Raw genomic sequence first — 23,848 nt, forward strand, 5'->3', positions numbered from 1 at the left:
CAGAATGGAACAAACAGTACGGAAAGTATTCATCGGAAATTATGAAGATTTACCAGTAAGTTTAGGTAAAGCAGTAGTTGTAGAGGATAAAGAAATTGCAGTTTTTCGTTTATCTAACGGCAATATCAAAGCAATTGAAAATAAATGTCCCCATAAAGGTGGCGTGCTTTCTGAAGGAATAGTAAGTGGAGAACATGTCTTTTGCCCGCTACATGATTGGAAAATCAATGTAACAGACGGATTAGTGCAAGCACCTGACGAAGGCTGTGTTCAAACCTATAAAACTAGCATCGAAGATAACCAAGTATATGTAGAAGTTCCAGAAAAATAATTCGGAAAAGCCATGTACAATTACATGGCTTTTCTAATAAATAAATGTACGTAACAACGTGGATGAGTGCGGGCATTTGTTCCGTTATCTGTGACAAAAGTGGCGTTTTTAGGGTATCTGTGGACATCTATTCCGCTATTTATCGAAAATAGTGATAATTTAAACTAAATTGAATCGAATAAGGGATTAGATGTCCGCCAACACCAAAAAACGGCTTTTAATTCGTCAAATAACGCACTACATGTCCGCTCAACAAACGTTAGCACCAAGACAAATTTTCACTAGATCGTAAGTTATAGGCTTGCAGTCATGAAATTGGAGGGATAAAAATGGGGAAGGTTTATTTGATTGGGGCAGGTCCAGGAGATCCGGATTTGATTACGGTTAAAGCATTAAAAGCTATTCAACAAGCAGACGTCATCTTATATGACCGTCTTGTTAACCAGGAATTATTAAATGAAGCGAAACCAGATGCAGACCTTATATATTGTGGTAAATTACCGAAACTACATTTAATGAAGCAAGAAACGATTAATCATTTACTCATCAAATATGGCAAAAAGAAGAAATTTGTAGTACGCTTAAAGGGAGGAGATCCCTTTGTATTTGGTCGTGGTGCAGAAGAAGCCGAAGCACTGGCTAAAAATGGTGTGGCATATGAAGTTGTACCTGGTATCACTTCAGGTATTGCAGCGCCGGCATACGCTGATATACCAATTACTCATAGAGAATTAGGTCGTTCTTTTGCAGTGGTAACAGGTCACTGTAAGAACGGTGAGCCATCTGATATACAATGGGATTATTTAGCTAAATCGGTAGATACATTAGCTATTTATATGGGAATGAGCAATCTTTCCTTTATTACCGAACAATTAATAAGTTGTGGAAAGTCAGCTCAAACACCAATTGCAATCATTCAAGAGGGAACAACAGCCAATCAAAAGGTCGTTACAGGAACATTACAAAATATTGTACATCTTGTAGAACAGCACCAAGTGAAAAATCCGGCAATGATTGTGATTGGTGAAGTTGTCAAAGTTGGCGAAAAATTACAATATTTAAAAGATAGATTTCGAGATCAAGAGGCAATTTCTGCATTAAAAGCATTTTAGGAGTGAGAAACAATGGAAGCTGTCATTTATATTTGTCATGGGAGTAGGCTGGAAGAAGCCAAACAAGAATCTTTCGCATTAATCAATAAAGTAAAAAAGAATGTTTCGGTCAAAATCCAAGAGACTTGTTTTTTAGAATTACAGGAACCTGATTTAGCTGATACAGTTCGTAAAGTAGTCAATCAAGGAGCGACGAAGATTGTTATTTTGCCAATTCTTTTATTGACAGCTGGCCATGCCAAAAAAGACATTCCTGATATGATTGAGAAAGAGAAAAATAAATATTCGGCTGTTGAATTTGTTTATGGTCGGGCAATTGAAGTGGATCCAAAAATGGTGAATATTTTAGCTGATCGAGTTAAAGCTTGTACTGACAATCTAGAAGGCATGGATTTATTACTTGTTGGTCGTGGGAGCAGTGATATTTCAGCAGTGAATGCTACGGAAAAACTTGTTGGTATGTTAAGGGCCAATTTTCCTGAAAATCAGATAGATAAATGCTTTTTAGCTGCTAGTAAGCCGAAGTTTGAACCATTTTTACTGGAAAAAGTGGAGCAAGGTAAATCTGTTCTTGTTCTGCCATACCTTCTTTTTACCGGTTTATTAGATAAGGGAATCAAAGAGTATATTGAGTCACTAGACTTAAAGGAAGGCCAAAGAGTATTGCTTGCGGATTATTTAGGACATCACCCCAATGTTGTCGAAGTATTAACCGAAAGAGTGGCAGAAGCAAGAAAAGGAGCGAATGGATATGCAACAATGGCTGAAAGAAGTAGCTAGAGGAAAAAAAGGCTCAAAAGATTTAGATTATCATGAAACATCGCAACTAGCAGAGGGCATTTTTTCAGGTGAAGCAACAACTGCTCAAATTGCTGCTTATTTAGTTGCAGAAAGAATTAAAACGGAGACATCTGAGGAGTTATTGGCATTTATTCATACTTTGCAGCGCTATACGGATCGTTTAAACCTACCGTCAGATATCCAAGAAAAAACAATAGATTTTGCTGGTCCTTATAATGGTCGTCATTCTTTTGCAGCAACCATTCCTGTTTCTTTATTATTAGCAGATTATGGTGTGCCGGTATTTCTCTCAGCCAGTGATACCTTACCACCCAAATATGGAACATCGTTAAAAACGATCTTTTCCGAATTAGGAGTTGCGGTTGATAACGGTCGTAAGGAAGCAGAAAAAAAGATAATGGATAGCAATGTGGCTTTTGCAAATACAGAACAATACAGTCCGTCACTTGCAAAGTTAAGATCGATTCGTGAAGAGATTGGTGTGCGTACACTATTCAATACAGTAGAAAAGCTTATCAATATTTCTAAAGCGAAAAATGTAATGTTAGGTGCTTTTCATCGGACAGCGATTAACAAGCTAGAAGGTGTCTTTAAAGAATTGGATTATAATCATGTATATATTGTCCAAGGCTTGGAAGGTTCTGAAGATGTACCGGTCCATCGTAATAGTTTTGTTTTTGATTGGACACCAAATGGATTAAATTCTTTTATCGTCAAACCGAAAGATTATGGATTAGAATATAAAGAATTTGATAAAACGATCAAACTGTCTGCTAATGAACAAGCAGCTATTATTCGTGCTATTTTTTCCGGTGAAGAAACGCAGGAACACCAATATCATTATTATCAAATCTTATTAAATGCGGGCTTGCGCTATTATTTGTTTAAAATAACTGGTTCTATTGAGGAAGGGATTAAGATAGCTGAGGAACAAATAAAGTCAGGTCGAGCATTACAAAAGTTACAGGAAATTCAAAAAGACAAATGTGAGGCTTAATCATGCATCACATTTGTCTTTTTAAGTTTTTCAAACCAAACTTGTTGGTCTTTTTTGGAATAGATCGGTTTTTCTACAATTTCATGTAACAATTGTTTTCTAGTCGCTACAGAAATGTTTAATTGTTTTATCAGTTGTCTTGCTTCAAATAAAAAGTCAATATATTGCTCGTATTGATCGGGTAGCTCTGCTTCTAGTGATTTTTTTAATTTTTTTGCCAAGATCGGACTTGCTCCACCAGTAGAAATAGCTATTTGTAATTTTCCCTTTTGAATGGTAATAGGGAAGTGGATATTACCCGCTTCTGCCTGATGTGCGGCATTAATCCAAGCAGATGTTGGAGCATTCTCAAGTACATATTGATTAGTTATCGGATCATTGGTCGCTATTACAATAAGATCTGCCTTCTTAAAATGCTCTTGTTGACATGTGGTTTGAAGCCAGTATACGTTATGTAATTCGATGAGTTGACGTAGTGATTTATCCAATGCCGGACTGACAATTGTGATGTTCTCTTTAAATGGAAGCAATCGTATCAATCGTCGTTCTGCCACTTGTCCGCCACCGATGATAACAATTTGCTTATTTTGCAGATTTAAGAATAAAGGTAAATAGTTCATATTGATTTCCACTCCTAATATATATTGTAGTATGCTAATACTGTCAAGGCAAGCTAATTGACAGAAGATCATACGTTTTTTTAAACTAAAGATAGCTTGATTATCTGAACATATTTCGAAGTTGAGATATTCGGAAAGGGTGTTAACATGAAACACATTTTTAAAGAAGGAAAAAGTTTACAAGGTCCAACCTTGCTGCTGCTTCATGGCACTGGCGGAACCGAGAATGATTTGTTACCATTAGCAGATATCATTGATTCAGATGCCAATATTTTAAGTGTGCGTGGAAATGTCTCTGAAAATGGGATGCCACGATTTTTTAAACGATTAGCAGAAGGTGTATTTGATGAAGAAGATCTGGTATTACGTACGAAAGAGCTGCATGAATTTTTAGATGAAGCAGCTGAAGAATATGGTTTTGATCGAAACTATGTGATTGCGGTCGGTTATTCTAATGGGGCTAATATTGCAGCTAGTTTACTATTCCATTATCAAGATGCATTGAGTGCTGCCGTGTTGCATCATCCAATGGTACCTCGACGAGGTATTGAACTTCCTGATCTCGCAAGTGTAAAATTGTTGATAACGGCTGGACGAAATGATCCATTATGTACGGAACAAGAAACCATCGATTTAGAGGAGATTCTTAAAGAAAATGGTGCAGATGTGCAGGTTCATTGGGAAAACAACGGACACCAACTAACCCAAACAGAAGTAGAAGCAGCAAAAGATTGGTATCATAATAAAATTATTTAATTGTGAAGCTATGTATCTTTACCGAGATGCATAGCTTTTTTTATCCTCCATCCTTGTCTTGATTTATATTATAAAAGCTGCAATTCGGAGGTTTTACAATGTAGATTAGTTTTTAACGAAATTTCTTCTTGCATTTTCTAATGTAAGGTATATAATATAACTGTACTAAATATATTAATACAGTTAATACACTTAATACAGTTCATACACTGGAAAGGGAGGGTGTTATGTTTGAGTTGGATTTACGAAGTCGTAAGCCGATTTATGAGCAGTTAGTAGATCGACTGAAGCAGTTAATCATTAATAATGTATTGGAAAAAGATGAAAAGTTACCCTCTGTACGTGTGCTTGCTCAGCAACTGTCGATTAACCCTAATACAATTCAAAAGGCATATCGTGAATTAGAGGCACAAGGCTATATATATTCGGTGAAAGGGAAGGGAAGCTTCGTGAATCATATCATGATGACAGATAATTCGGCTGAAATAAAAAAGGTAAAAGAGCAGTTGAAAAAACACATATCAGAGGCGTTATTTTTGGGTGTATCCATTAATGAACTAGAGAAATTGATTACAGAAGTGGATCGATCGGTAACAAGGGGGGATGAAGATGATTCAAGTTCAGAACGTAGTTAAAAAATTCGATAAAGACTTTGTACTGAATGATGTGAGCTTAAAAATACAAAAAGGATCCATTTACGGCCTGTTAGGGTCAAATGGTGCAGGTAAAACAACCTTGCTAAAGACCATTGCTGGTATTATAAAGCAAAATGAAGGAGCTGTGGAGATAGAAAGAAAACCGGTATTTGAAAATGTTGCATTAAAAGAAAGATTAGTGTTCATTCCCGATTCTCTGTTCTTTTTCTCCCATTATACCGTAAAACAAATGGCCAACTTTTATATGGATATTTATCCTAAGTGGAATCAAAAGAGATTTGAACAAATGCAGCAATTACTGGATTTAGATCCCAATCGCAAAATTCAACGTTTTTCAAAAGGGATGCAACGACAAGTAGCATTTTGGCTCGCATTATGTGCAATGCCTGATTATCTCATCCTTGATGAACCTTTTGATGGCTTAGATCCAGTTATACGCAGAAAAATTAAGTCTTGGATTATTCAGGATGTTGCCGAACGGGAAATGACTGTAATTGTTTCTTCTCATAATTTAAATGAGGTAGAAGATATTTGTGATGCTATCGGCATTATCCATCGTGGAAAATTGTTATTAGAAAAAGACTTAGATGAACTTAAATCTGATATTCATAAAGTGCAAATTGCTTTCAAGGAAGAAGTAGACCAAACATTTTTTGAAGAGTTAGACATTCTTCATCAAGAAAAACGTGGAAGTGTCTATATCTGTATTATCCGCGGTGATGTTCAGCAAGTGGAGGAAACAATCGAACAGTTTAATCCAGTTGTTTTTGATATTTTACCATTAACTTTAGAGGAAATTTTTATTTACGAAATGGAGGGTGTAGGATATGCCATCGAAAACATCTTACTTTAAAAAAGAATTATGGAAGCAAGCATTCCGCTCTTTCGGATGGATAGGATTAGGTTATTTTCTCGCCCTTCTTTTCTTATTACCACTAAAAGTTATTATGGTTAAAACCAGGAATGATCCAAGTGATATCACCTATTATCAAGAATATGTAGATGGCTTATTTAATATAAATGGTGAAGTGCAAAGCATTCTAATTTTAACCGTTCCAGTTTTAGCAGCTATTTTTGCCTGTCGTTATATGCAAGTAAAAGGTTCAGCAGATTTTATTCATAGTTTGCCTTTAAAACGTTCACAGCTTTTTTACCATCAATTATTAATAGGTTATCTGATGATTATTATTCCTGTACTGCTTACTAGCTTTACTCTTTACATCATGTATGGAGTAATAGATGTTGATTTTATTTATCAGCACAAGGATATTTTGGACTGGCTTTATAACACCTTAACGTTTACAACTTTTATATACACAATTGCATTCCTTGTAGGTACATTCACTGGCATTTCAGTAGTTCAAGGTGCTTTAAGCTATATTGTTATTATTTTCCCTGTAGGTATTTCTTTATTAGTCATGGAGAATTTGAGAATGCTACTGATCGGGTTTAGTGGAGATTATTCCATTACGATGTCCTATTTTGCAAATATATCACCAATTTTTTGGATATTTGAATTATCCAACCAAAGTAATATAGAAATAGTTAACTGGTATTACTGGTTACTATCGATAATTTTTGTTGGATTATCTTTTGTTTTTTATCGAATTCGGCACATTGAATCAGCAAATCAGGCGATTGCATTTCCATTAATGAAGCCTATCTTTAAATTTGGCGTAACATTTTGTTTTATGTTACTAGGAGGTGTTTATTTCGGTCATGTTCAAGAACCGTATGTAGGATGGATCATGTTCGGTTACGTATGTGGTGCATTGTTTGGCTATTTGTTAGCAGAAATGCTGCTTCAAAAAACATGGCGTGTATTTGATCAGTGGAAAGGTTTTGTGATCTATATAGGTATTTCCATGCTTGTTATATTATCTGTCATATTTGATTGGTATGGTTTTGAATCAAATGTTCCAAACGAGGATGAAGTGGAAAGTGTCTTTTTTACCAGTGAGCACTTTCTCTATAATACGCATTATGATGCAGAAGATAATAAGATAAAACAAAATATTACCGATCCGGAATTAATAAACCATGTGATTGATCTACATGACTTTATCATTGCCAATGATCCCATAGGACAGAATGGATATCATAGGTATACAGAAAATTCAACAAATGTAGATATTGTTTATCAATTAAACAATGGGAAAAGAATGGTTCGTCAATATTTCATTCCATCCATAGAAGAAACAGAGCAATACTTACAGCCAATTATGGAATCAGAGGAATATAAACGATCAACTTTAGCTTGGTTGTTTGATGAAAATAGCAGTATAAGTTCTGTTGCCATCTCTGGTTATGATTACAGACAGCAAGTAAATGATCAACAAACAATCAACAAAATTACCGATGTTTTGAAACAAGATTATCTTGATGCTTCATATGTAGAAATGACTCAAAATATGTATCGAGAAACTAAGTCTCTGGAATTTGAACTGGAATCATCGGAAAATTTCTATCACTTACCTTTATTAGATAGTTATACTAGCGTATTAGAAGTTTTAAAAGAAGAAGAATTAGATAGAGGTCTAACTATTAATAGCGAAGATGTTTCCATGGTTGCCATTACTAACACGGAGATGAATGAGGATATGTTTTATGAACTACTACCTCATATAGAAGACATCGATCTTAACGAATGGATGCTTGTGGAAGAGAATGAGCAAATCGAAGAAATAATTAAGCTCAACAACGATGTAGAAGGTGTTTGGGGAATTGCTTTATACGGACCTCGCGATAATTTTATAGATGCTTATCAAGTTCGAGAAGATCAGTTACCAAGTTATGTTACAGAATATTTTGAATAGGGAGGGGAGGTGTAATCAATGTTCACGAATGACATTTATCAATCATTAGTAGAACAGTATCAGTCCATGATGCACTATACAGCATTAAAAATTGTTAAAGATCAACAAATAGCGGAAGATATTGTACAAGAGACGTGGATTAAGGTAATGAAACATCAAGTAGACATGGAAACAATTGATAAATTAGGAGCATGGTTACGAACTGTCACCTCAAGAACCGCGATTGATATTTTGCGCAAAGAAAAGCGGAGTCATACATGCTTACTTGATAATCCATATTTGTTGGAAGAACTAGTTATTTGTTCATCAAATGAAGTAGATGATCAGATAAACTGGAAATCAACATTGGATGAATTAGAGCAATGTATAAATAAAAGTAAGAAGTTAAAACACGTCTTTCAGTTGAAATTTAAATTAGAATTAGATGATGACCAAATAGCCAAAACATTAAATATTAGTCATTCAGCTGTTAAAACGCGAATTTTTAGAGCGAGACAATTATTAAAAAAGCATTACCAAATCAATGATGATTATATGTTAAAACCAGGAGCTTAAATGTTTCTGGTTTTTTCTTTTACCAAATAGGTTTATAATGGGATTAGTACTGTTAATCAAAGGATGAATTTCATGAGTTATATTATATATGTTGTCTTACCTTGGATATTTTTATGCTTATTTGTAATTGGTGTGGTCTACAGTTTATGGAAAAAACTTGCCTATTGGTGGGGATTTTTAAGTTGCGCAGTTGGTGTAGTTATTTATTTAATTGGTAACGAAGTAGTAGGCGGCTATAATGGGATGAGTCTCAGTCTAATTGGTGCCTTACCTTTTACCATCGGTTTATTTATTTTATTTTTTCTTTTTGTCGGCAGCAAATTCCAGTAAAACCTACAATAATGCTGGTTAGAAATGAGCAAAACGTAAAGAATATAGGTGTACCCAAACGAATGGAGGGATACACATGAGAAGAGGAACAAGAATGTTGCCAATGCTTGCTTCTATTGGTATTGGAGCATATGCATATTATCAAATGCGAAGAAATAGAACGATATGATAATTGGAAAACTTGGCTACCCGCCAAGTTTTCTTTCACGTTTGATGTTTGCTATAATAAAAAGAGTGAAAATTTTGCATAAAAGAAAGGATTTTTGATAATGGGGAAACAATACATAGGTTATATTGGGTCATATACGAAAAAAGAAAGCCAAGGAATTTATCGGTTCACCTTGGACACAGTAGAGAAAAAAATAACGAATGTAGAAGTTGCTGCAAAACTTGATAATCCCACTTACTTAACTGTTAGCAAAAACAATCAATATGTATATGCTGTTTCAAAAGAAGGCGATCAAGGAGGAATTACTGCTTATAACATTACAGATGAAAGTGGATCATTAGAAAAAATAAACAGCCAAGCGACTGATGGTTCTGCTCCTTGTCATGTGAGTGTAGACAACAAAAATAATTTAATCGTTTCAGCAAATTATCATACGAAGCAAGTGGAGGCGTATTTAACTAAAGAAGATGGATCATTACAACCACCAAAATCTGTCGAGCATGAGGGGAACGGTCCGCATGAGCGTCAAGAAAAACCCCATCTTCATTTTGCAGGATATACGCCAGACGAACAATATGCAGTTGTGGTTGACTTAGGTAGTGATACCATAACAACCTATCGTCCTGATGGAGATGTTTTACAAGAAGTAAGTGTATTAACCGTAAAGCCTGGAAGCGGCCCGCGTCATATTGCCTTCCATCCTGATGGTCAATATGCATATGTGATGACAGAGCTTAGTAATGAAGTGGTTGTGCTTAAATATCATGAACAAGAAGGTACTTTTGAAGAAGTGCAGTATATTTCCACACTCCCAGAAGACTTTAACGAGAATAGCCAAGGCAGTGCGATTCATCTTTCTTCAGATGGAAAGTTTGTTTATGCGGGAAACAGAGGTCATAACTCGATTGCGATTTATCGTGTTAAAGCGGATCATATGGTAGAATTTGTTGATTGGACATATACAGAAGGAGATTGGCCACGTGACTTTATACTAGATCCTACTGAACAATTCATTGTAGCAACCAATCAAGAAACCGGCACATTGGTATTATTCGAAAGAGATCAAGAAAAAGGAACGCTTACTCTTCTACAAAAAGACGTAAAAGCCCCAGAGGCCGTCTGCGTTAAATTTTTAAATTATTAAATAGAAAAAGGCCACTTTATATGGAGTGGCCTTTTATATGGATGAAAATGTTTTATCATGGTACTAATCGTCCGTAAAACCCCACTTCAAGGTTCAAGTAAATCGAGAAGAATGGGGATCAGGTGAGTTAACATCCTGATAAGTTTTGCTAACCCTCAATGGCGGACAAATAATCCCCACTGAGCGAAGTCTCACTTTATAGAGATTGTTTCTATACTGGCTAAGAGAATTAAGTATCAATTTATTCAATCGTCCGGTTATTGATATCTACATCAATTAACTCCATATTTTCCTTTGATTCATAGCGTGAAATAAAGCCATCACCATGACATATGGAGCAAGTATAACGCCATTCTTCATCATCCATTAATAACCCTGTACCTTCACAAGCTTTACACTTCATATGTTGTGAACCCATCGCTCTACTTCCTTTCCGTATTATTTTTGTTTTTGCTTAATCCAGTTGATAATACCACCTTGTAAAATAATATCGATATGACGTTTCGTTAAGTCATGTCGTACTGGAATGTTACGATCTGTTCCTTTCAACTTAATGTCAAACGTATCTGTAACCTGAATGGTTTCATGTATATCACGGAATTCCAATATGTCATCCTGTGACAGATAATCATAGTCCGTTTCATTAACAAATGTTAACGGAAGAATACCAAAGTTAATTAGGTTTTGTAAGTGAATACGAGCGAAATCTTTAACCAGTACCACCTTTAATCCTAGGTATCTTGGTGCGAGGGCGGCATGCTCACGGCTTGAACCTTGTCCATAATTCACACCAGCAACAAGAACATGGCCACCATTATCCCGTTTTTTCATTGCATTTTCATAATAATCTTCATCAACAATTTCAAAGGCAAACGTACTTATTTTTTGAATATTACTGCGATAAGGCAATACTCTGGAACCACCAGCTAAGATCTCGTCAGTGGAAATATTGTCAGTCATTTTTAATAAAATTGGTAAGTCAAAGTTGTTTTTAATTGGTTCAAAATCTGGGATCGTCGTAATATTTGGTCCTTTTTCTAATTCCACGTCAGTATTTGTTGGTGGTGCTTCCAGCATTCCTTCCGTAGTGAATTTCTTCGGTTCTTGTATTCTCGGGTATTTCATATCTAATGTCCGTGGGTCAGTAATTTTGCCAGTTAAAGCAGAAGCTGCTGCTGTTTCAGGGCTGCATAAGAAAACACTATCTTCTCTTGTGCCTGATCTGCCGGGAAAGTTCCGCGGCGTAGTACGTAAACTGTTTCTTCCAGTTGCAGGCGCTTGCCCCATTCCAATACAACCATTACAGCCAGCTTGATGCATACGAGCGCCTGCAGATAGCAGGTTGGCTATATGGCCATTTTCAACCAGCTGCTCCAGTAATTGTCGTGATGTGGGGTTAATATCAAAGGAAATTCCTGATGCGATTTGTTTTCCTTTTACTATTTCGCTCGCAATGGCGAAATCCCGATAACCTGGATTTGCTGATGATCCAATATAGGATTGGTATATTGTTTCTTCTTCTACTTCTGAGACAGGAACGACATTTCCTGGACTGGAGGGTTTAGCTATCAAAGGTTCTAATGTAGAAAGCTCAATATTTTCTTCTTCATCATATTTAGCACCACGATCTGCTTTTAATTCAATCCAATCCGCTTCTCGACCCTGCTGTCTTAAAAAGTTCTTGATTTCTTTATCTGATGGAAAGACAGTAGCTGTTGCTCCAAGTTCAGCTCCCATATTAGCAATAACATGTCGGTCCATTGCAGATAAATTTTTCACACCGGGTCCGTAATACTCAATGATTTTACCAACGCCACCTTTGACATCATGACGGCGCAACAATTCAAGAATGACATCCTTAGCACTAACCCATTCTGGCAGTTTCCCCGTTAATTTTACTCCCATTACTTTTGGCATTTTTACATAGTAGGGTTCTCCAGCCATTGCCATCGCAACATCAATACCACCTGCACCCATGGCAAGCATTCCCATACAACCATTTGCACATGTATGACTATCAGAGCCAAGTAATGTTTTACCTGGCTTGGCAAGCTGTTGCATATGGACAGGATGACTTACCCCGTTGCCTGGTCGGCTGTAATAAATACCGAATTTACGTGCTGCACTTCGTAAAAATAGATGATCATCCGCATTACGGAAATCCTCTTGAATTAAATTATGATCTACGTATTGTGCAGATGCTTCTGTTTTCACACGATCTATCCCCATAGCTTCCAGCTCAAGCATGACCATAGTACCCGTAGCATCTTGCGTTAAAGTTTGGTCAATTTTCAGACCAATTTCTTTACCTGGTTGCATTTCCCCGGAGACCATATGCTTACTAATTAATTTTTGAGCGACATTTTGTTTCATCTCATTTGTCCTCCTAAAATTTTAATCCGACATATTTAGAATATACCTTACAGTTAATATTACACATTTTAATCGTTTATAAACTTTCTACGATAAAAAAGCAGTAAGAAGTTCCCTCCCGCTTTCAATTATATGAATAGACTAGTTGGCAGCAAAAATAGATGGATGAGATAAATTTTGTGCTTCTAATTCTGAATTAGAGATGAGTGCTGTGGCATTCGCTGTAGCAAGATACTTCGCTGGTGTGGGGGTTCTGATTGATGAAAGAAGAAAATCTTGGAGATTAATTTCTGATTACCCCTCACTCTTGAAAAAAGTGGACGAAACTAATTCCTACAAAAAAACGTCGCAGTTTGTGATAACTGCGACGTTTTTAACGGAAGTTGTATGAGAGACAAGTTATACCATTACTTTACACATATCGTTTGTTAATGCTACGGGGTCTTCGATAGGTAAACCTTCAATAAGTAATGCCTGGTTATACAGAATATTGGTATATAGTTTTACTTTATCTTTATCCGATTCATGAGCATGTACTAAGGCTTGGAAAATCTCATGCTTATTGTTGATTTCTAAGACTTTGTTTGCTTCAATGTTTTGATTATCAGGCATTTGTTTTAACACCTTTTCCATTTCAATCGAAACATCACCTTCAGCTGATAAGCAGACAGGATGAGTTTTTAGACGTGTAGAAAGTTTGACATCCTTTACTTTATTGCCAAGCATTTCTTTCATTTCAGCTAATAGTTCTTTATATTCCTCTTTTTGCTTCTCAGCTTCTTTTTTCGTTTCTTCATCTTCTAAATCAAGGTCACCACTTGAAACATTTTTGAATTCCTTGTCGTCATAGCTCATCAACATCTTAATGGCAAATTCATCGACTTCATCTGTGAAATAAAGAATTTCATAGCCCTTATCTTTGACTAATTCTGTTTGTGGTAATTTCTCAATTCGATCATGCGATTCACCAGTAGCATAATAAATATGCTCCTGATCTTCTGGCATGCGTTCTATATATTCTTTTAGGGCAACAAGTTTTTGCTCACTCGAAGAATAGAAAAGTAATAAATCTTTTAATTTATCTTTATTGGCACCGAAGTCAGAATAGACGCCGTATTTAATTTGACGACCAAAAGCATTATAAAATTTCTCATATTTTTCACGATCGTTTTTCAGCATGCTTTGTAAATGATTTTTAACCTTTTTCTCAATGTTTTTCGCGATTAATTTCACTTGGCGGTCTTGTTGTAAAATTTCTCTGGAAATGTTCAGTGAAAGATCTTCAGAATCGACTATTCCACGGATAAAGCTGAAATGGTCTGGCAAAAGATCTGCACATTTATCCATGATGAGGACGCCATTGGAATAAAGCTCTAGTCCTTTTTCAAAATCTTGTGAGTAATAGTTAAAAGGTAATTGTTCAGGAATATAAAGAATGGATTGGAATCTAACCATACCATCTACACTGATGTGAAGATGACTTAATGGCTTATCAAATCCGAAATGTTTTTCCTGATAAAAGCTTTCGTAATCTTCGTCACTTAGTTCTTGTTTATTTTTGCGCCAGATTGGCACCATGCTGTTAATAGTTTGATCTTCGATGACGTCCACTAATTCTTCTTCATTATCCTCTTTCGGTTTCTGTTCGGTAACCTCCATTTTAATAGGATAACGGATAAAATCAGAATATTTTTTAATGATAGATTTCAATTTATATTCTTCAAGGTATTCATCGAAGTTTTCTTCTTCTGCATTTTCTTTAAGATGGATAATAATTTCTGTTCCAACTTCTTGTTTATCATACGGTTCTATTGTATAGCCTTCTTCGCCATCAGACTCCCATTTGTAGCCTTCATCACTGTGAAGTGAACGAGTATAAACAGTTACTTTGTCCGCAACCATAAATGAAGAATAGAATCCAACCCCGAATTGACCAATGATTTCCTGACCGTCTTTCATTTCCACTTCATTTTTGAAAGCGAGAGAACCACTTTTGGCAATTGTACCTAGGTTTTCTTCTAATTCTTCTTTTGTCATCCCAATACCAGTATCTTTAACAGTCAAAGTACGATTATTTTTATCTGTTTCCATGCGAATATAATAATCATCTTTGTTAAAAGAAATACTGTCATCTGTTAAAGCTTTATAGTAGATCTTATCGATCGCGTCACTAGCATTGGAAATAAGTTCACGTAAAAAGATTTCCTTTTGTGAATAGATAGAATGTACCATCATTTCAAGCAATCGCTTCGACTCAGCCTGAAATTGTTTTGTTTCCATTGTTAATCTCCTCCTTATATTGCTTGTTTTATGTATTTTAGCACTCCTGTTTACTGAGTGCTAACACATAATAATTATCACAAAACACCTACAGTGTCAAGCGCAAAAGCGGTTTGACTTCTTGTGAACAATCGCTTATTTTAAAAATGAAACGGTATTTTATTTATTAATTGTGATATGATGTATTTATGAGAAATGTTGTTCGGTTAGTAAAGGGGGAAGTCAACATGGCCTTTGATTATCAATCGCCACGTTATGTTCACGTGATTGAAGAAATTAAAACGAAAATAAATGATGGAGAATTAGAGCCAGGCGAACGATTACCATCAGAGATGGAGTTTGCTAAACAGTTAAATGTCTCACGGAATACGTTAAGAGAAGCACTTCGAATATTAGAAGAAGAAAATATTATTATTCGTAAACATGGAATTGGAACTTTTGTTAATAAAAAACCGGCATTTTCTGGAGGAATTGAAGAATTATTCAGTATTACTGACTTTATAAAAAGAGAAGGTAAGGAGCCTGGGACAAATTTACTATTTCAAGGTATAGTAGATGCTGTCAGTGAAGATAAGCAAGAACTAAACTTACAAGAGGATGACCGAGTTTACTTAGTAAAGCGTGTAAGGACAGCTGATGAGGAGCCATTGGTTTATTGTATTGACAAGGTCCCGGTTTCCTTAATAGGAGAGGACTACCACTTTGAAGAAGAATCGATGTTATATTCTTTTCAAGAGAAAAAGGGGATTACAATCAGCTATGCAAAGGCTGATATCAAAACAATCGGTTATCATGAAGAAATATCTAATATATTAGCTTCTGAACCAGATCAGCCCTTATTAATTTTAAAACAGATTCATTATGATACAGATGATCAACCAATCTTATATTCTTTAAACTTTTTCCGAGCTGATCAAGTAAGCTTCAGTGTCATTCGAAAACGAATATTTTAAAGAAAACCATCTGCTAAGGATGGTTTTTATGTAGTGTTAAAAATATACATTGACTCGTTGGACGTCTTACCTATATAATGAATCCGAATCCATAGACAAGGATTCTTTTTAATAGCAATAGGTTGTTGGACGTCCTATCAATTAGAACGAGTAAGCGAACAATTCTTACATAATTCGTCTGTGACAGATTATTTTATTTCAGAAAGGGAGAGTCAATATAATGAGAATGGTCGATTTAATCGCTAAAAAACGAGACGGTGAAACCTTAACAAAAAATGAAATCGATTTTATGATCGCAAGTTATACAAAAGAAGAAATACCTGACTACCAAATGTCAGCTATGGCTATGACACTTTATTTTCAAGGAATGACAACAGAAGAACGTGTTGATCTTACTATGGCGATGGTGGAATCCGGTGATCAGGTTGATTTATCAGATATAGAAGGCATTAAAGTTGATAAACATTCAACAGGCGGAGTAGGGGATACCACTACTCTTATTCTGGCACCACTAGTAGCATCAGTAGGTGTTCCAGTTGCCAAAATGTCAGGAAGAGGTCTTGGCCATACAGGTGGAACAATCGACAAGTTAGAATCAATTAAAGGTTTTCAAGTTGAATTAACAGCAGAGAAATTTAATAAGCTTGTCAATGAACAAAAAGTAGCTGTAGTAGGTCAAAGTGGGAACTTGACACCTGCAGATAAAAAGCTTTATGGATTACGAGATGTTACGGCAACTGTTAATTCCATTCCTTTAATAGCTAGTTCTATTATGAGTAAAAAAATTGCTTCTGGTGCAGATGCTATCGTACTAGATGTTAAAACTGGTTCCGGTGCATTTATGAAAAATCTGGATGATGCGAAAGAACTTGCAAAAGCGATGGTGGATATCGGAAATGGAGCAGGACGTGAAACAATTGCGGTTATTTCGGATATGAATCAACCATTGGGATACGCTGTTGGCAATGCACTTGAAATAAAAGAAGCGATGGAAACCTTAAGAGGAAACGGACCTGAAGATTTATACGAATTATGCTTAACACTAGGAAGTCAAATGGTATATTTAGCGAAACAAGCCAGTTCCATTGAAGAGGCAAGACAAAAATTAGAAGATGCTATTCATTCAGGTAAAGCAATTGAGAAATTCAAAACATTTGTGGCATCACAAGGCGGCGATACGTCTGTTGTAGATGAACCGGATAAATTGCCACAAGCAAAGTATGTAGTGGATATCAGAGCAACACAATCCGGTATAGTCAATGAAATTATAGCGGATGAAATCGGAATTGCTGCTAGTATGCTCGGTGCTGGACGTTTAACTAAAGAATCAGAGATTGACTTAGCTGTCGGTGTCGTATTAGAGAAAAAAATCGGTGATCAAGTATCAGAAGGTGAGACACTGGTTAAAGTATATAGTAATCAGGAAGAAATCACAGAAGTGGAAGAAAAAATCATCCAAGCCTATACGATAAATCCTGAAAAAACAACAAATAATAAGTTAATCTACGATATTATTCAATAAAAAGTTGCCCTTTTAGGAAATATAAGATCTCTATGCAATCACAAGAGGTTGGACATCCTACTTCGGAAGATATAAAATAGGAGTGAAACATCATGAAAGAACTTTTACTAAGCTTACTGGCTGGGATCATGATCGGCATCGCATTTAAATTTATGAAATTACCATTACCAGCACCGCCAGTACTTGCAGGAATAGTAGGTATTTTTGGTGTTTATTTCGGAGGACAGATTGCTGATTGGATCAAGACATTGTTCTAAAAGGTTATAGAGAGGAAGATTATCATTGAACTCATTTAAACGTGTATTTTTAATAGTATTAGATTCTGTAGGGATTGGAGAAGCACCGGATGCAACTCAATTTAATGACAAAGGTGCGGATACATTAGGTCACATTGCAGAGCATATGAACGGTTTAAATATGCCTAATATCGGAAAATTAGGATTGAGTAATATTCGAGAAATAAATGGTATCGAAAAAGCGGAGCAACCGACAGCACATTATACGAAAATGCAAGAGGCATCAAACGGGAAGGATACGATGACAGGGCACTGGGAAATCATGGGTTTGCATATTGAACAGCCTTTTCAAGCCTTCCCTGATGGGTTTCCTGATGATTTAGTTCAACAATTGGAAGAGAAGACAGGACGGAAAATTATCGGTAATAAACCAGCTTCCGGCACTGAAATTATCGAAGAACTTGGCGAAGAACATATGAGATCAGGAAATCTAATTGTTTACACGTCAGCTGACTCTGTTTTACAAATTGCTGCACATGAAGAGATTATTCCGATTGAAGAGCAATACAAAATCTGTAAGATTGCCCGTGATTTAACGAAAAATGAAACATATATGGTCGGTCGAGTAATTGCTCGTCCGTTTGTCGGTGAGCCTGGTGCTTTTGAGCGTACATCTAATCGTCATGATTATGCTTTAAAGCCTTTTGGAAGAACTGTGATGAACGATTTAGCGGATACCGATTACGATGTGATTGCATTAGGGAAAATATCTGATATTTATGATGGGGAAGGTGTAACAGAAGCAATTCGCACGAAGGATAATGCTGATGGCATGGAGAAATTCATCCAATCTATGGATAAAGATTTCCACGGATTGAATTTCCTCAACCTTGTTGATTTTGATGCAAAGTATGGACATCGTCGTGATCCACAGGGATATGGCGAAGCATTGGAAGCATTTGATCAACGTTTACCGGAAATGCTAGATAAATTGCAAGAAGATGATCTTCTCATCATCACAGCGGATCACGGTAATGACCCAGTACATCATGGGACAGATCATACAAGAGAATATGTACCGCTTCTAGTCCGTCATAATCATATTACTAATGGTAAACAATTAGAAATAAGAAATACATTTGCCGATATTGGTGCTACCATTGCAGACAATTTTGGTGTAACATTACCATCAAACGGGAAAAGTTTTCTAAAAGAGATTGATTAAGAGGAGGCTGTTCAGATGAACCAGTTAGCAGATGCAACTACTTATCTAAAAGACAAAATTAAAACCCAACCTAAAATCGGTTTGATTTTGGGATCAGGCTTAGGCATGCTTGCAGATGAAATAGAAAATCCAACTAAAATTAAATATGAAGACATTCCTGGGTTCCCGGTATCAACTGTAGAAGGCCATGCAGGGCAATTGGTGATCGGAAAACTGCAAGGTATCGATGTTATTGCGATGCAGGGCCGTTTTCACTACTATGAAGGTTATGGCTTAGATGCAGTAACATTTCCTGTCCGTGTAATGAAAGAATTAGGCATTGATAAGTTATTAGTAACCAATGCTGCAGGAGGTGTTAATCGCTCTTTAGAACCAGGTAATTTAATGTTAATTACGGATCATATTAACAATACCGGACAAAATCCGCTAATTGGAGAAAACGTCAGTGAGCACGGAGTTCGATTCCCTGATATGTCGACTGCTTATGATCGTAAATTACAACAAGTAGCCAAACAAGCAGCTGAAAAACTGAATATTACATTAAAAGAAGGTGTTTATGTTTGGAATACCGGTCCAAGCTATGAGACTCCAGCAGAAATCCGCATGTTAGATACAATCGGTGGAGATGCCGTGGGTATGTCGACTGTACCTGAAGTAACCGTTGCTCGTCATGCCGGCATCAAATGTGTTGGTGTTTCTTGCATCTCGAATATGGCTGCAGGAATCTTAGATCAACCTTTGACACATGATGAAGTTATTGAAACAACGGAAAAAGTTCGAGAATCCTTTTTACAATTTGTTAAACAACTAATACAAGATATTGGTTAACATAAAAGAGGAGGAACGATGATGAAAAAACAGTTAATAGAAGAAGCTAAAAAAGCACGCGAAAAAGCATATGTACCGTATTCCAAATTTAAAGTAGGTGCGGCATTATTGGACGATAAAGGCAATATTTTTCACGGTTGTAATATCGAAAATGCAGCTTATTCCATGTGTAATTGTGGCGAAAGAACAGCATTATTTCACGCATATGCAACAGGATCCAAAAACTTCGAAATGATGGCAGTTGTTGCAGATACAGATCGTCCTGTATCACCATGTGGGGCATGCCGTCAGGTTCTGGCAGAGCTATGCGATCCAAATATGAAAGTAATCTTAACCAACCTACAGGAAGATGTGGAGGAAACAACAGTTAAAGAGTTATTACCCGGCGCATTTATTGCCGACGATATGTCCAATGCTAAATAAATAAGGAGGATGAGATTGAACATGACCTTAGCAAATAAAATTGATCATACTGCATTAAAACCAGACACAACAAATGAACAAATCGAGACTTTGTGTAATGAAGCGAAAGAATACGGTTTTTTCTCCGTTTGTGTCAATCCGACTTGGGTTAGTTATGCGAAAGAATTATTAAAAGGAACCGATGTAGCAGTTTGTACTGTGATTGGTTTCCCATTAGGTGCTACGACCTCTGCTGTAAAAGCCTTTGAAGCCAAATACACCATCGAGAAAGGTGCAACAGAAGTTGACATGGTAATTAATATCGCTGCTTTAAAAGATGGAAAACATGAGGTAGTACAAAAAGATATCGAAGCAGTTGTACAAGCTGCATCTGGAAAAGCATTAGTAAAAGTGATTATTGAAACATGCTTACTAACAGATGAAGAAAAAGAAACAGCTTGTCAATTAGCAGTTGTAGCAGGTGCTGATTATGTCAAAACATCAACAGGTTTCTCCACAGGAGGAGCTACAGTAGAAGATATCGCATTAATGCGTAAAACTGTCGGATCAAATATCGGTGTCAAAGCTTCAGGTGGTGTCCGCGACTTAGAGACTACACAAGCAATGATTGATGCCGGGGCATCCAGAATCGGTGCAAGCGCAAGTGTTGCTATTGTAAAAGGCGAAGAAAGTAATAGTGATTATTAATATATAAGAGGCGAGGATACAGCATTAATGAGTGCTGTATCCATTTTTAGTTGATAGAAATTAAAACACCTCTTGCGATTCATAAATAACCTAAGTCGACAACTAAGAAATAGTGAATGACATCAATGTTGAAACCTTATAAGTACATTAATCGTAAAGTAACTACCGAAAATGTTTAAAGGGGAGCTTAAAATGGATGAAACCGCTCTTAACAAAGAAAATGAGAGAAATGCTAGGAAAGAAAATCTTAAATTTGGTTGGGGTGGGATAATCGGCTTTTTCTTATCTTACCTTGGTTTTGTGCTTGTAATAGGTTTTATATTAGGGATTGTGGCAATTATATTAGATGGAGGGATGGAAGGATATTACACAAATCTATTGATGCAAAGTCATTATACGTTAATCCTAGATGCTCTTGGATTTGTGATTGCTCTTTTATTATTTAAGAAGGTGCGAAATTTTCTTAAATCGGCATTCTCATTGAAACCATTAAAAAAGGGGAAAACATATTTATATCTTTTATTAGCATTGATTTCTAATTATATTGTTCAATTTCTGATTCTCAATGTGTTCAAGTGGGAAGAAGGTGGGAGCCAAATTGATACCTTTGGTTTAGAAAGTTTGTCAGACCATTGGTTTAATATTTTATTGTTCTACTTTACCTTTACATTATTAACTCCGATTAAAGAAGAAATTATGTTTAGAGGATTAGCACATAAATTTTTAGATGTTAAATATTCATTTTGGATAGGTCTAATTGTGTCTGCCGTGATTTTTGGCGCATTACATCCAGGACATTTTCTGTCTGCAATGATTATGGGGATGATTTTTGTTGGATTATATCGTCTTACCAAGTCATTAGTAGTGCCAATTATGCTTCATATTATTTGGAATTTGTATGCCATAACGGGAATGTTAGCGATGTTGGAAATTATATAAGTATAAATATACATAATCCATCATACACAAGCCATCCTAAGAAAGAATAGGAATATCACCCAGGAGATATAGGATAAAAACATAAGCTGAAAGGGTGTTACTTGTGGAATTTGATTGGATTTGGAAAGCTGTTTTAATCATAGTAATTGGAACGCTACTCCTTCGTGTAGCTGGCAGAAAGTCGATATCTCAAATGTCATTAGGACAAACCGTCCTGATGATAGGGATTGGTTCATTACTCATTCAGCCGGTATCTGGTAAGAATATATGGGTAACATTTGGAGTCGGTGCCATTTTGATTCTTACATTGATTGCATTGGAGTACTTTCAACTTAAATCGGATAAAGTTGAAAGTTTCATTACAGGAAAATCAGCTATATTAATTGAAAATGGACAACTAGTTGAAAAAAACCTTAAGAAATACCGTTTAACAGTAGATTTACTGGAAATGTTATTACGTCAACAAAATGTAGCTAAAATTAGTGATGTTGAATGGGCAACAATAGAACCAAATGGGCAGTTAGGTTATTTGTTAAAATCTGATGCTCAACCGATGACAAAAGGTGATTTTCAACAAGTTAATAATCAATTAAAGCAACTTCAAACGGCCATAAATGCTTTGCAAAAGAATACGGATAATTATACGCAAAATCCAAAAGAACAAGATAATCTATTTCAGGAAGTAGCAGATAAGCAACATCAAACTCCTCCTCCCAAACATTTAGATTAAAACGATTCTTTGTAGGACCATTCCTTTCAATAGTAGGTCCTACAAAAGTTTTATTAATAGTATAAAGTAGACTTGATATCATTTTCATCTAAACAATCTTCTTATTTTTTATGTGTTATATGAATACCGATATATTTTCGTTCATTCCTATTAACAAAAAGGGATAATTTAACAAGGATTCGTACAGAGCTTGATTTGGGCATCTCTTATATTGGGGATTTCTACAGCGGCCTTTTGGACATTTTCCAGATCTTTTATTGAAGTGGCTGCTGAGTACAGTGATTGGCAGCTTTCCGGATTTTGGGTCATCATAGGACTATTTGGTGTGCTAGGAGGTTTTTTCGGTTCTCTAGTTGAAAAGTGGGGACTGTCTTTAGCATATAAATTGGGAAGTTTATCAATTGCTTTAGCATCAATTATTCTACCTTTCACACCTGGAAATTGGTTAATGTCTTACTTATCGGCTGGAATTTTTGGTTGTTCCTATATATTCTGGACTGGAATTCTTCTTGTCTGGGGAATCCGTGTATTTATTACGAATGCATCATTAGGTATTGGCATTCCATTTTTACTTTTGGCAGTAGGGCAAGAATTGGGTTCATTACTTGCTGGATTGTTAGTTGGAATATGGGACTAATGCCACTGTGTTTATACTTTATGGAATAATAGGCATGGCGGCTATTCTTATTGGTCCGAAAAACACTGTTGCTATTAGAAAATAGCATAAAGTTAATATGTAATGAAAAAGAAGCTAAAAATATTGACGATACATTTTTAACTTCTTTTCATTAATTACATATCTATTCCAGATTAGCGTGTCTTCCATACATTTTATTCGTATCTAAACCTTTTTTATCCATGAATCTTAAAATAACTGCATCATAGAATAGTAAGGAAGTTTGCTCAAACAGTGATCCCATAGGTTGGATTGTTTTATAATCAGTACCTGTTTTTTGGTCTTTAGGTGCTCCTGGTAACTTAATGATGAAATCAGCAAGCTTTCCAACAGTGGACTCAGGTGATAAAGTAACGACTGCTATTTTGCCGCCGATATCTTTAGCTTTTTCAGCAAGTGTTACAAGACTTTTAGTCTCACCTGATCCAGTGGCAATGATTAAGATATCGTCTTTTTCAAAGCTAGGTGTCACCGTTTCATTAATTGTATAGGCATCAATTCCCATATGCATCATGCGCATAGCAAACGATTTAGCCATAAAGCCTGATCTACCAGCACCTCCAACGAAGACCTTCTTAGAGTCGGAAATTTTGTTTACTAGTTCCTCCGCTTCCTGCTTGTCGATTAGGTCTACAGAGTGCGACAGTTCAGCAATAATTTCCTTTAAATATTGTGTAGTATTCATAAAA

At 36.0% G+C, this 23,848-nt stretch carries 26 protein-coding genes; 21 read left to right on the forward strand and 5 right to left on the reverse strand.

The window, feature by feature from the left end; genetic code table 11:
* Positions 1–4 precede the first annotated feature (4 nt).
* The 4 genes from nirD (at position 5) to GI584_RS09915 (ending at position 3,241) form a co-directional block, all read left to right on the forward strand.
* The gene (gene nirD / locus GI584_RS09900; protein WP_153791135.1) at positions 5–331 is read left to right on the forward strand and encodes a nitrite reductase small subunit NirD; all 327 of its coding nucleotides are present in this window, start codon (positions 5–7) and stop codon (positions 329–331) included.
* 329 nt (positions 332–660) lie between these two features.
* The gene (gene cobA, locus GI584_RS09905) at positions 661–1,443 is read left to right on the forward strand and encodes a uroporphyrinogen-III C-methyltransferase (protein WP_100360847.1); all 783 of its coding nucleotides are present in this window, start codon (positions 661–663) and stop codon (positions 1,441–1,443) included.
* Positions 1,444–1,455: 12 nt separating this feature from the next.
* Positions 1,456–2,223, forward strand: coding sequence for a sirohydrochlorin chelatase (locus tag GI584_RS09910; RefSeq protein ID WP_100360846.1), 768 nt, complete (start codon positions 1,456–1,458; stop codon positions 2,221–2,223).
* Positions 2,195–3,241 carry an anthranilate phosphoribosyltransferase gene (locus tag GI584_RS09915; protein WP_153791136.1) on the forward strand — a complete coding sequence of 349 codons (1,047 nt, stop codon included), beginning with the start codon at positions 2,195–2,197 and terminating at the stop codon, positions 3,239–3,241. Before GI584_RS09910 ends, GI584_RS09915 begins: the two co-directional genes overlap by 29 nt.
* Here the strand turns inward: GI584_RS09915 and GI584_RS09920 are convergent.
* Positions 3,238–3,861, reverse strand: a complete 624-nt coding sequence (locus tag GI584_RS09920) for an NAD(P)-binding protein (protein ID WP_157801877.1) — start codon at positions 3,859–3,861, stop codon at positions 3,238–3,240. The genes GI584_RS09915 and GI584_RS09920 overlap by 4 nt on opposite strands.
* 147 nt (positions 3,862–4,008) lie before the next feature.
* On the opposite strand from GI584_RS09920, the gene GI584_RS09925 reads away from it, so the two are divergent.
* The 7 genes from GI584_RS09925 to GI584_RS09955 all read left to right on the forward strand — a co-directional run bounded on the left by GI584_RS09925 (position 4,009) and on the right by GI584_RS09955 (position 10,287).
* Positions 4,009–4,617 (forward strand): alpha/beta hydrolase, encoded by a 609-nt coding sequence (locus tag GI584_RS09925; RefSeq protein ID WP_100360843.1) that lies wholly within the window; start codon positions 4,009–4,011, stop codon positions 4,615–4,617.
* Between the two features lie 227 nt (positions 4,618–4,844).
* A complete protein-coding gene (locus GI584_RS09930; RefSeq protein ID WP_100360842.1) occupies positions 4,845–5,252 on the forward strand; it encodes a GntR family transcriptional regulator in 408 nt (135 codons plus the stop codon).
* Positions 5,227–6,126, forward strand: a complete 900-nt coding sequence (locus GI584_RS09935) for an ABC transporter ATP-binding protein (protein ID WP_100360841.1) — start codon at positions 5,227–5,229, stop codon at positions 6,124–6,126. Before GI584_RS09930 ends, GI584_RS09935 begins: the two co-directional genes overlap by 26 nt.
* Positions 6,101–8,089 carry a hypothetical protein gene (locus GI584_RS09940; protein ID WP_153791138.1) on the forward strand — a complete coding sequence of 663 codons (1,989 nt, stop codon included), beginning with the start codon at positions 6,101–6,103 and terminating at the stop codon, positions 8,087–8,089. Before GI584_RS09935 ends, GI584_RS09940 begins: the two co-directional genes overlap by 26 nt.
* 18 nt (positions 8,090–8,107) lie before the next feature.
* Positions 8,108–8,644 carry an RNA polymerase sigma factor gene (locus tag GI584_RS09945; RefSeq protein WP_153791139.1) on the forward strand — a complete coding sequence of 179 codons (537 nt, stop codon included), beginning with the start codon at positions 8,108–8,110 and terminating at the stop codon, positions 8,642–8,644.
* Positions 8,645–8,716: 72 nt separating this feature from the next.
* Positions 8,717–8,974, forward strand: a complete 258-nt coding sequence (locus tag GI584_RS09950) for a hypothetical protein (protein ID WP_100360838.1) — start codon at positions 8,717–8,719, stop codon at positions 8,972–8,974.
* A 269-nt stretch (positions 8,975–9,243) separates the two neighbouring features.
* Positions 9,244–10,287: a lactonase family protein gene (locus GI584_RS09955; protein WP_153791140.1), complete on the forward strand. Its 1,044-nt coding sequence runs from the start codon at positions 9,244–9,246 to the stop codon at positions 10,285–10,287.
* A gap of 241 nt (positions 10,288–10,528) precedes the next feature.
* On the opposite strand, the gene GI584_RS23830 is transcribed toward GI584_RS09955, so the two are convergent.
* The 3 genes from GI584_RS23830 to htpG form a co-directional block, all read right to left on the reverse strand.
* Entirely contained in the window at positions 10,529–10,705 is a 177-nt protein-coding gene (locus GI584_RS23830; protein ID WP_194842176.1) for a hypothetical protein, read from the reverse strand.
* A gap of 20 nt (positions 10,706–10,725) precedes the next feature.
* Positions 10,726–12,660, reverse strand: a complete 1,935-nt coding sequence (locus GI584_RS09960; protein ID WP_100360836.1) for an aconitate hydratase — start codon at positions 12,658–12,660, stop codon at positions 10,726–10,728.
* 399 nt (positions 12,661–13,059) lie between these two features.
* Positions 13,060–14,940 carry a molecular chaperone HtpG gene (gene htpG / locus GI584_RS09965; protein WP_153791141.1) on the reverse strand — a complete coding sequence of 627 codons (1,881 nt, stop codon included), beginning with the start codon at positions 14,938–14,940 and terminating at the stop codon, positions 13,060–13,062.
* A gap of 227 nt (positions 14,941–15,167) precedes the next feature.
* Between htpG and GI584_RS09970 the strand changes: the two genes are divergently transcribed.
* From GI584_RS09970 to GI584_RS10015, 10 genes are all read left to right on the forward strand, one after another.
* Positions 15,168–15,893, forward strand: coding sequence for a GntR family transcriptional regulator (locus GI584_RS09970; protein WP_153791142.1), 726 nt, complete (start codon positions 15,168–15,170; stop codon positions 15,891–15,893).
* A gap of 220 nt (positions 15,894–16,113) precedes the next feature.
* On the forward strand, positions 16,114–17,415 hold the full coding sequence (locus tag GI584_RS09975; RefSeq protein ID WP_153791143.1) for a pyrimidine-nucleoside phosphorylase: 1,302 nt from the start codon (positions 16,114–16,116) through the stop codon (positions 17,413–17,415).
* Positions 17,416–17,507: 92 nt separating this feature from the next.
* On the forward strand, positions 17,508–17,672 hold the full coding sequence (locus GI584_RS09980) for a XapX domain-containing protein (RefSeq protein ID WP_100360832.1): 165 nt from the start codon (positions 17,508–17,510) through the stop codon (positions 17,670–17,672).
* Positions 17,673–17,697: 25 nt separating this feature from the next.
* Complete coding sequence (deoB, locus tag GI584_RS09985; RefSeq protein ID WP_153791144.1) at positions 17,698–18,876, forward strand: phosphopentomutase; 1,179 nt, start codon at positions 17,698–17,700, stop codon at positions 18,874–18,876.
* A gap of 15 nt (positions 18,877–18,891) precedes the next feature.
* Positions 18,892–19,704 carry a purine-nucleoside phosphorylase gene (locus GI584_RS09990; RefSeq protein WP_153791145.1) on the forward strand — a complete coding sequence of 271 codons (813 nt, stop codon included), beginning with the start codon at positions 18,892–18,894 and terminating at the stop codon, positions 19,702–19,704.
* An 18-nt stretch (positions 19,705–19,722) separates the two neighbouring features.
* Positions 19,723–20,127 carry a cytidine deaminase gene (locus GI584_RS09995; RefSeq protein WP_100360829.1) on the forward strand — a complete coding sequence of 135 codons (405 nt, stop codon included), beginning with the start codon at positions 19,723–19,725 and terminating at the stop codon, positions 20,125–20,127.
* A 21-nt stretch (positions 20,128–20,148) separates the two neighbouring features.
* Positions 20,149–20,814 (forward strand): deoxyribose-phosphate aldolase, encoded by a 666-nt coding sequence (gene deoC / locus GI584_RS10000; RefSeq protein ID WP_407647416.1) that lies wholly within the window; start codon positions 20,149–20,151, stop codon positions 20,812–20,814.
* A 192-nt stretch (positions 20,815–21,006) separates the two neighbouring features.
* Positions 21,007–21,753, forward strand: a complete 747-nt coding sequence (locus tag GI584_RS10005; RefSeq protein ID WP_100360827.1) for a CPBP family intramembrane glutamic endopeptidase — start codon at positions 21,007–21,009, stop codon at positions 21,751–21,753.
* A 103-nt stretch (positions 21,754–21,856) separates the two neighbouring features.
* Positions 21,857–22,483, forward strand: coding sequence for a DUF421 domain-containing protein (locus tag GI584_RS10010; protein WP_153791147.1), 627 nt, complete (start codon positions 21,857–21,859; stop codon positions 22,481–22,483).
* Between the two features lie 190 nt (positions 22,484–22,673).
* Complete coding sequence (locus tag GI584_RS10015; RefSeq protein WP_228552387.1) at positions 22,674–23,120, forward strand: hypothetical protein; 447 nt, start codon at positions 22,674–22,676, stop codon at positions 23,118–23,120.
* Between the two features lie 163 nt (positions 23,121–23,283).
* Here the strand turns inward: GI584_RS10015 and hxlB are convergent, their stop codons facing one another.
* On the reverse strand, positions 23,284–23,844 hold the full coding sequence (hxlB, locus tag GI584_RS10020; protein ID WP_100360825.1) for a 6-phospho-3-hexuloisomerase: 561 nt from the start codon (positions 23,842–23,844) through the stop codon (positions 23,284–23,286).
* Positions 23,845–23,848: the final 4 nt, after the last annotated feature.

Origin of the sequence: Gracilibacillus salitolerans, from assembly GCF_009650095.1 — a bacterium.
Lineage (GTDB): Bacteria > Bacillota > Bacilli > Bacillales > Amphibacillaceae > Gracilibacillus > Gracilibacillus salitolerans.